Annotated in this window: 9 protein-coding genes and 2 pseudogenes; 6 read left to right on the top strand and 5 right to left on the bottom strand. The window is 48.0% G+C overall.

Annotated elements, in window-relative coordinates:
• Positions 1-73: 73 nt before the first annotated feature.
• From KTQ90_RS01605 to KTQ90_RS01585, 6 genes and pseudogenes are all read left to right on the top strand, one after another.
• Positions 74-988 (top strand): IS982 family transposase, encoded by a 915-nt coding sequence (locus KTQ90_RS01605; RefSeq protein ID WP_151850363.1) that lies wholly within the window; start codon positions 74-76, stop codon positions 986-988.
• Between the two features lie 210 nt (positions 989-1,198).
• Positions 1,199-1,849 (top strand): annotated as a pseudogene (locus tag KTQ90_RS01600) (transposase); the annotation flags it as partial.
• Positions 1,850-1,870: 21 nt separating this feature from the next.
• Positions 1,871-2,068 (top strand): annotated as a pseudogene (locus KTQ90_RS13645) (hypothetical protein).
• A 111-nt stretch (positions 2,069-2,179) separates the two neighbouring features.
• Positions 2,180-2,743, top strand: coding sequence for a Panacea domain-containing protein (locus KTQ90_RS01595; protein WP_217316965.1), 564 nt, complete (start codon positions 2,180-2,182; stop codon positions 2,741-2,743).
• Positions 2,737-3,234: a hypothetical protein gene (locus tag KTQ90_RS01590; RefSeq protein WP_217316964.1), complete on the top strand. Its 498-nt coding sequence runs from the start codon at positions 2,737-2,739 to the stop codon at positions 3,232-3,234. The genes KTQ90_RS01595 and KTQ90_RS01590 overlap by 7 nt, the downstream gene beginning before the upstream one ends.
• Before the next feature lie 437 nt (positions 3,235-3,671).
• Positions 3,672-3,947, top strand: a complete 276-nt coding sequence (locus tag KTQ90_RS01585; RefSeq protein ID WP_217316963.1) for an HNH endonuclease — start codon at positions 3,672-3,674, stop codon at positions 3,945-3,947.
• Positions 3,948-4,263: 316 nt separating this feature from the next.
• Here KTQ90_RS01585 and nqrF read toward each other — a convergent pair whose 3' ends face one another.
• From nqrF to KTQ90_RS01560, 5 genes are read right to left on the bottom strand one after another with little or no spacing between them, the layout of a single operon-like run.
• A complete protein-coding gene (gene nqrF, locus KTQ90_RS01580; RefSeq protein ID WP_022158697.1) occupies positions 4,264-5,535 on the bottom strand; it encodes an NADH:ubiquinone reductase (Na(+)-transporting) subunit F in 1,272 nt (423 codons plus the stop codon).
• Positions 5,536-5,553: 18 nt separating this feature from the next.
• A complete protein-coding gene (gene nqrE / locus KTQ90_RS01575; RefSeq protein ID WP_022158696.1) occupies positions 5,554-6,180 on the bottom strand; it encodes an NADH:ubiquinone reductase (Na(+)-transporting) subunit E in 627 nt (208 codons plus the stop codon).
• A 3-nt stretch (positions 6,181-6,183) separates the two neighbouring features.
• Positions 6,184-6,810, bottom strand: coding sequence for an NADH:ubiquinone reductase (Na(+)-transporting) subunit D (locus KTQ90_RS01570; protein ID WP_007899250.1), 627 nt, complete (start codon positions 6,808-6,810; stop codon positions 6,184-6,186).
• Positions 6,811-6,827: 17 nt separating this feature from the next.
• Positions 6,828-7,556: an NADH:ubiquinone reductase (Na(+)-transporting) subunit C gene (gene nqrC, locus KTQ90_RS01565; RefSeq protein ID WP_217316962.1), complete on the bottom strand. Its 729-nt coding sequence runs from the start codon at positions 7,554-7,556 to the stop codon at positions 6,828-6,830.
• A 12-nt stretch (positions 7,557-7,568) separates the two neighbouring features.
• Positions 7,569-8,729 (bottom strand): NADH:ubiquinone reductase (Na(+)-transporting) subunit B, encoded by a 1,161-nt coding sequence (locus tag KTQ90_RS01560; protein WP_217316961.1) that lies wholly within the window; start codon positions 8,727-8,729, stop codon positions 7,569-7,571.
• Positions 8,730-8,751: the final 22 nt, after the last annotated feature.

Below are 8,751 nucleotides of genomic sequence, written 5' to 3'. Positions count from 1 at the left end.
AAAAAAGTTGGTAGTCTCATAAATATTTTGTACCTTTATAGGTGAAAATCAAACATTTACAAACATATTTAATATGACTACCGATTACAAAGTTACAGAATTATTTTGTATTATAGACGAGTTTTGCAAACATTTTGATGCTGAAAATGCAGGAAATTTGCTGGAAGACAATAGCGGAGTGAAGCGTAGACGGCGTGCAGCATCGTTGTCCGACAGTGAAATCATGACGATTCTGTTGTATTTCCATTTCGGTACATTCCGCAATTTCAAGCACTACTACCTGTTCTTTATTAAGGGTACGATGAAGTCTTATTTCCCGAAAGCTGTGTCGTACAACCGCTTTGTGGAGTTGGAAAGCCGCGTGTTCTTCCAGCTCATGTTCTTCCTTAATCTAGGGGCTTTCGGAAGATGTACTGGCATAACATTCGTTGATTCCACGATGATACCCGTATGCCATAATCTCAGAAGATATGCCAATAAGGTATTCAAGGGAATTGCCACTGACGGAAAAGGAACTATGGGTTGGTGTCATGGCTTTAAGCTCCACCTTGCGTGCAATGACAGAGGCGAGATAATAGCGTTTGTACTTACTGGTGCAAATGTCAGCGACAAGGACCCGAATGTGTTCAAGGTCCTTGCTAAACGTTTGTATGGCAAGCTGTTTGCTGACAAAGGCTATATTTCACAGAAGCTGTTTGACTTCCTCTTTGAGGATGGAATACAGCTGGTGACAGGGTTGCGCGTAAACATGAAAAACAAGCTGATGCCGTTCTATGACAGAATGATGCTACGCAAGAGATACATTATCGAAACCATTAACGACATGCTGAAGAATACGGCACAGATTGTACACTCGCGTCACAGATCTGTAAGCAACTTTATTATGAACCTTATTTCTGCCTTGGGAGCATATTGTTTCTTTGATAACAAGCCAAAGGCATTGCAAGGATACTGCATCGAAGACACGAAGCAACTTACATTGTTCTAAGGACAAAATAATCTCTTTCGATTCTTTATATATAGCTCATGTCTGATGGCATGAGAAGAGAACTCGTGTATCTGTCTTCACATGCAACTAATCGCTATTTTATCCCGAATTGGGGTAGATATTGCGTCCTGCAGATTATCTGTCAGCCTTTATTGTGCTCATACCGTGCAGCTTACAGCGATTCTGGAAGGATTGTTCGATTATCGGTAAAGCGAAATCATCCGTTCTCTCATGAGTATCTACTTATGTGGTGGCTCATGTATTGAGGATATCACTACTCATTTTATGAACCATCTCTCGCTTCATCCGACACTTCGCACTTGTAGCAATGACAATATCCTCAGAGCGATAAAAGAGCTGACGCAAGAAAACATTTCATACACATCAGATATGGGTAAGAACTACGATTTCAATACGGCTGACACTCTCAATACTTTACTGCTCAATTGTATGTTTGCATATGGCCAACTGAAAGAGGGGGAGATGTATGATGTTGATTTCGACCATCAATTCATAGAGACTGAGGAGTATGATGCAAAGCCTACATACAAGAAGTTCCTTGGTTATCGCCCTGGCGTGGCGGTTATTGGCAACTTGATTGTTGGCATAGAGAATAGCGATGGCAACACAAATGTTCGTTTCCATCAGAAGGACACGTTGAAGAGATTCTTTGAGAGATTTGAACAGAACGGGATCACTATCAATCGTTTCAGAGCTGATTGTGGATCATGTTCCGAGGAAATCGTAGAAGAAGTAGAGGAACACTGCAAATCCTTCCATATCCGCGCAAACCGCTGCAGTTCGCTCTACAATGACATCTTTGCTCTCAGAGGCTGGAAGACAGAGGAAATCAATGGCATTTTTGGATAACGCCTACAACTTATGGGTATGATACTGCGTATTGTCTCAAGTCGCATTGTGTGGTAAGGGGATATTGTAGGCAGAAGTGGGTGCTTCAGCCTCAATTTATCTGATAATTCAGTAATGAGAGAACGTGTACACGCAAGTAGGACGACGAAGGGCTTAGTTGCGGATTTGAGGAAAAAATCACACGCTGCTTTAGCAATACATATTCGCTGAGTAGTTACATCCACGACACTTTGTGTTAAAATACCATATAAGTAAGTAACTAATTATGTGTTTTTGTACGAAAAGCAGTATCTTTGCAGCGGAACAATACGTTATAACGAAATGAAATCACCAGAGCAGATAAACAAGATAGCAGCAGTTGTACTGTATATATTGCAGCACTTCAAGGACGGTGTGGATTATATCAAGCTGTTCAAAATCATGTATTTTGCGCAACGTGAGTATTTGGCTACCTATGGTTTGACCATTGCCGAGGACACGTTTAAGGCACGTCAGTTAGGTCCCGTTCCATCGCTCACTTACAAGGTGGTGAAGATGGTAGAGAACGGCGACGAGTCGGCAGACCTCAAAGGTTTTACATCTTCTATTCGCGTGGACGAAAACCAAAGGGTTTATGCCACGGCGACACCGGACATGGATTATATAGCCGATATGGAAAAAGAGGAACTGGACAAGACGATAGCCCAATACGGTGGTGTTGACTCAAAGCGGCTTTCGGAGTTGTCGCACGATGATGCCTACAATGCAGTGTGCGAGCGAATGAAAGACGATCCACAGAAAGACGTGCTTACACTCATTGACATTGCACGTGCAGGCGGTGCGTCGGACGCAATGGTAAACCACATTCGCAAGGTGCAGATTATCAAGGAGTCAATGGCATGTTGATTGACGATGCTAAAGGGGCATTGGCGGCACTCAAAGCCGAGATGCAGGAAGACAGGCGCATAAAGTCGGGCACTGACCTCAACGTGGGCGATATTGTTTATCAGGACATGGATAGAAACGACGGTTTGGTACTCAACAAGGGCTACGATGACAGGTTGAAGTTTTTTGTTATAGTCGGCAAGAACTCAAAGGGCGATGCCATAGGGCTTTGCCTGATAAATTCGGATTTGGATTTTTACAAGAACGTTCCGGCTATGCAACGCTTTCAGTACATTTTGAAAGCCGCCGACTACAAAGGTGTATTGAAGAAAGACAGCCGTTTGGATTGTGCGCAGCTTTTCCCGATGAAAGCAAGAAAGAGTGTGGCGGTGAAAGCCGAGCGTGTCGGACACCTCACAGCAGATGACGAAGCAAAGGTTTTGCCGCTTGTTGCCTCATGCGGATTTATTGACGCACACATGAAAAAGGTTTACAGAATAGGGCATAAATAAAGATTTTCAACATTATTGGAATGGATGTTTAAACCCTTAATTCCGCAACACTATTATAAAACAAACTTTTTAAGTACCTGAGCAACAAAAAGTTGCCCAGGATTTTGCAATGTCGAAGAATTCACTCATCTTAGTGTTGCAAAAATAAACCCAAATCGGTCATTAGGATTTCTCTTTGCCGTACGACACAGAGAAATCCTAATGACCGATTTGGAATAAATGGCGCAAACCCGATAGACAAATACATAGCATTGCATCAGAAAAGACCATAACGCCGATAAACTTTTTGCTTACTATTCGCAGATTATCACATGGATTAAAAATACCTTCACCAAGTATCGCAAGGAGATGAAAGAATTGGATTGGGGCGAGATGTTCGACAGTTTCGGTAGCAAGGAGTTCAACCCTAATGCCCTTGAGAAAAAATTAGCCAACCAATGGAAGATGACGAGATAATGAAGAAATCGGGCATCTACCGCTATGTGTTAAGCAAAGACTTGCGCGACCTCTCCTTCCGCACATTCGACAAAAAACAAAAGCGTGAGGCATACGAACGTCAAAAAGGCATTTGCCCTTATTGCCACAAACACTTCGAACTCGAAGAAATGGAAGCCGACCACATTAAGCCGTGGAGCAAAGGTGGAACAACCATTGCAGACAACTGCCAAATGCTTTGCCGTGATTGCAACAGGACGAAAGGAAACAAATACTAAGTATTCTCAATGATTGCTGTCCGGTAAAATTTAAGCCAAAGCCACTTCCCCACTGCACACTGCTGCGGAGGCCAGAGACCTCCGCTACTGGTAGACGTATAGTTAGGGATGACAGATAAGGCTGGTAGAGTTCTCGTTCTGCGGATCATCTGCCAGCCTTTATCGTGCTCATAATCTGAGGATTGCGGCGATGCTGACAGATATGGTAGATATTTTTCGCTAACAATGATTTTATCAGTCATCATATACATCAGAAACTGAAAAAGCCGCTGACTGTTGTCAGCGGCTTTTTTGTAAGTATAAACATAAGGATTGATTATCCGAAGTTGTCGTACATGATGCTCTCCGGGTCTACGCCGAGCGAGTCGAGGTAGTCGGTAACGGTCTTGATGAGCATTGGAGGTCCGCAGAGGTAGTACTCGCAATCCTCCGGTGCCTCGTGATCCTTCAAGTAGGTGTCGCGGATGCAGTTTACAGCGAAGCCCTCGTAGTACTTCACGCCCTGAGCATCTGCAACGGGGTCCTTGCGGTCGAGCGAGAGGTGGAAGTGGAAATTCGGGAACTCCTTCTCCAACTCCCAGAAGTCCTCAAGGAAGAACGCCTCGCCGAGAGCGCGTGCGCCGTAGAAGAAGTGGAGCTCGCGGTCGGTAGTGTGCAGCGTCTTTGTCATGTGCATAATCTGAGCGCGCAGCGGAGCCATACCTGCACCACCACCAATCCAGATCATCTCCTTGCCTGAAGTAAAGTTCGGGTGGAAGTCGCCGTAAGGACCTGACATCATCACCTTGTCGCCCGGCTTCAGTGAGAAGATGTACGACGAAGCGATACCGGTCGGTACGTTCTGGAAGCCCACCTGCGGACGTGGCAGGAACGGAGTTGTGGCGATACGCACGGTAAGCGTGATGATGTCGCCCTCGTCCGGATAGTTTGCCATTGAGTAAGCACGCACTGTAGGCTCCGGGTTGTGAGCCTTGAGCGAGAAGATGTTGAACTTCTCCCATGCGCCGATATACTCCTTGCCGATAAGATCCTTGTCGAAGTCCTTGTCGTAGTCGATGCAGTCGTATGCCGGAATCTTGATCTGTGCGTAAGAACCAGGAACGAAGTCCATGTGTTCGCCCGGAGGCAGAGCCACCTTGAACTCCTTGATGAATGAAGAAACGTTCTTGTTCGAGATAACCTCGCACTCCCATTCCTTAACACCCATAACCGAATCGGGCACCTTGATCTTCATGTCCGACTTCACCTTGCACTGGCATCCCAGACGCCAGTTGTCCTTTATCTGCTTGCGTGTGAAGTGGGGCTTCTCCGAGTCGAGAATCTCGCCGCCACCCTCAAGCACCTGCACCTTACACTGTCCGCAGCTTGCCTTACCGCCGCATGCAGAAGGCAGGAAGATGCCGTTCTCGTTGAGCGTAGTCATCAACGAAGAGCCCTGCGGCACGTTGATGGTCTTGTCGCCGTTGATTTCGATGTTGACATTGCCGCTCGGGCTGAGGAACTTCTTAGCCACGAGAAGGATGACAACCAAGAGGAGTATCACGATAAGGAACACTCCGATACTTGCAAATATAAATGATGTATTCATAGTGTTGAGTCCTCCTTATTATATTTTAAGACCAGAGAAGCACATCATAGCCATAGCCATGAGGCCTACAGTGATGAACGTGATGCCGAGGCCCTGCAGAGGCTTTGGCACGTCGCTGTACTGGAGCTTCTCGCGGATAGCACCCATTGAAACGATGGCGAGTGTCCAACCGATACCGCTACCCAAAGCGTAAACAACAGCGTCGACTACGTTGCCGATGTACTGTGTGTTAGACGGGTCGAGGTTGATGCGCTGCTGCATGAAGAGCGAAGCACCCATGATGGCGCAGTTAACGGCGATAAGCGGAAGGAAGATACCCAGAGCTGCGTAGAGCGACGGCGAGTATCTCTCGACAATCATCTCCACCAGCTGCACGATACCTGCGATGACAGCGATGAAGAGGATGAAACTCAAGTAGGAAAGGTCTACACCCTCAACCAAGCAGTCCGGGCCGAGCACCTTTGTCTGCAACAGATAGTCGACAGGCACGGTAACGAGCAACACGAACGTAACGGCAAGACCCAGTCCCAATGATGTCTTCACGTTCTTCGACACGGCAAGGAACGAGCACATGCCGAGGAAGAAGGCGAATATCATGTTGTCCACGAAGATGGACCGGAAGAAAAGACTTATTAAATGTTCCATTGTTTAATTATTTTCCTTGTAAAAATAAGCTCTGTGAACCCATATCACGCAACCGAGCAGGATGAGCGCCATTGCCGGCATTGTCATCATACCGTTGTTGATGTAGCCTGCGTCGTAAACGCACTGCGGGATAATCTGGAAGCCGAGGAGCGTGCCACGACCGAGAAGTTCGCGCAGACCGCCTACTACAACGAGGATGTAGGCATAGCCCAGACCGTTGCCCACACCGTCGAGGAACGACGGCCAAGGCTTGTTCTGCATAGCGAACGCCTCAAGACGACCCATGAGGATACAGTTGGTGATGATAAGACCTACGTATACCGAGAGCTCTACGCTCACGTCGTAGACGAAAGCCTTCAGCACCTGGCTTACGATGGTAACAAGAGCTGCAACCACTACCAACTGCACGATGATACGGATGCGGTTAGGGATTGTGTTGCGGATGATTGAGATAATCACGTTTGCGAAGGCTGTAATCACCGTTACGGCAAGACCCATCACGATAGCCGGCTTGAGCTGCGATGTAACAGCGAGCGCCGAGCAGATGCCGAGCACCTGAACGAGGATAGGGTTGTCGAGGTTCAGAGGATTGGTGAAAGCTGCCTTATTCTCTTTTGAAAACAAACTCATAATCTTATTTCTCCTCCTTATTTAGATGTTAAGAATTTTGTGTACTCGCCGAGGCAGTTCTTGAGCATGTCGCTCACGCCGTTACATGTGAGTGTAGCGCCGGTTACGGCGTCGCACTGTGTAGACGGGTCTGTCACCTCGTTCTTCTTCACTACAGAGAGAGCCACGCCGTCCTTGCCTTCAGCGAAGACGTGCTTGCCCTTGAACTGGTTCTGCCAAGCGCGCGAGTCCTTGATTTCTGCGCCAAGACCTGCTGTCTCGCCTTCGTGGTTGAAGTAGGCGCCGTAGACTGTCTGCTTGTCGGCGTTGAGCGCGATGTAGCCGTTGATGCCGCCCCAAAGACCCATACCGTAAACCGGGATGACATACTTTGTCTCACCTTCTACGTTGCATACGTAGAGCGCGAGCTTGCCTTCCTTCATAGAAGCGCTGTTGCAGAGGAAGCCAGCCTTTGTGCCGCCCTGCTCGCCCTTCTCCACTTCCTCGCCGTTGCGGTCGATAATCTTGTCGGCTGTCACCACCTTATTATATATATTGGTGGCTTCAGCACCGTCGATGTCGCGGATGTTGAGCGCAGCGAGAATCTGCTTCTTCTTGTCGAGAGCCACGTTCTCGTCCTGCTGCGGCTTGAGCGATGAAGACACGAACGCCAGCAAGAATGCCACGATAACGACGATAACTACAGAATATAATATTGTATAAGAATTCGAACTGGTGTTGAATCCTTTCTTCTTTGTTTCTTCCATATTCCGAGTGTGTTATTTGTTGGTTAAACGTTTCATTCGCTTAGAGATGTTCTTCTGCACTACACAGTAGTCGATGAGCGGAGCGAACATATTCATGAAGAGGATGGCGAGCATCATGCCTTCTGGGTAACCCGGGTTCATTACGCGTACGATAACGGCAACGATGCCGATGATAGCGCCGTACCAGTACTGTCCGCACTGTGTGCGAGCCGATGTAACGGGGTCGGTAGCCATGAAGACTGCACCGAAGCAGAAGCCGCCGAGCACGATGTGCTCGTACCAAGCGATAGGAGTCATGCCGAGAGCCTCGAAGATGTATGCTGTGGCAGCACCGCCTACGAACACGCTGAGCATTGTACGCCAAGAAGCGATGCCGGTCCAGAGCAGGATTACGGCGCCGATAGAGATGGCGATGACGCTTGTTTCACCGATTGAGCCGGGGATGAAGCCGAACACCATGTCTGCGAGGCTTGCGTTTGAAGCCACGCCCTGTGCTATCTCGCCGAGCGGAGTTGCGCAGGTGAAGGTGTCGGGCAGTGTGTTGCCCAAGCCGAAGATTGTGTCGTTAGCCACCCAAACAGCGTCGCCCGACATCTTCGTAGGATAAGAGAAGAAGAGGAACGCGCGTGTGATGAGCGCTACGTTGAAGATGTTCATACCTGTTCCGCCGAAGATCTCCTTACCGATTACAACGGCGAAAGCCACTGCGATGGCGAGCGCCCAGAGCGGACAGCCAACGGGGATGATGAGCGGAATGATGATGCCCGACACGAGGAAGCCCTCCTGAATCTCCTCGCCTTTCCACTGTGCCCATGCGAACTCGATGCCGAGGCCCACAACGTAGCTGACGATGATTTTCGGGAGCACCTGCAATGCTCCGTAGAGGAACATTGAGAAGAAGGAAGCGTCGGCGAGAGCGCCTGCTGCCTTATAGTTCTGGAATCCTACATTGTACATACCGAACAGCAGAGCCGGGAGCAACGCGATGACAACGAAGCTCATGATACGCTTCGAGTCGATGGCGTCGTGGATGTTTACGCCGGTCTTCGATGTCTGGTTGGGTACAAACAGGAAAGTCTCGAAGCCGTCGAACAAGCTGCGGAAAGCATGGAGCTTTCCTTCGGGCTCGAAGTTCGGCTTGACGTTATTAAGATATTTTCTCAGAAAATTCATACTTTTCTCTTTGTAATTAAAT

The sequence above is a fragment of the Leyella stercorea genome (assembly GCF_019052365.1).
Classification (GTDB): Bacteria; Bacteroidota; Bacteroidia; order Bacteroidales; family Bacteroidaceae; genus Prevotella.
This window is presented reverse-complemented; position numbering and strand designations above follow the sequence as displayed.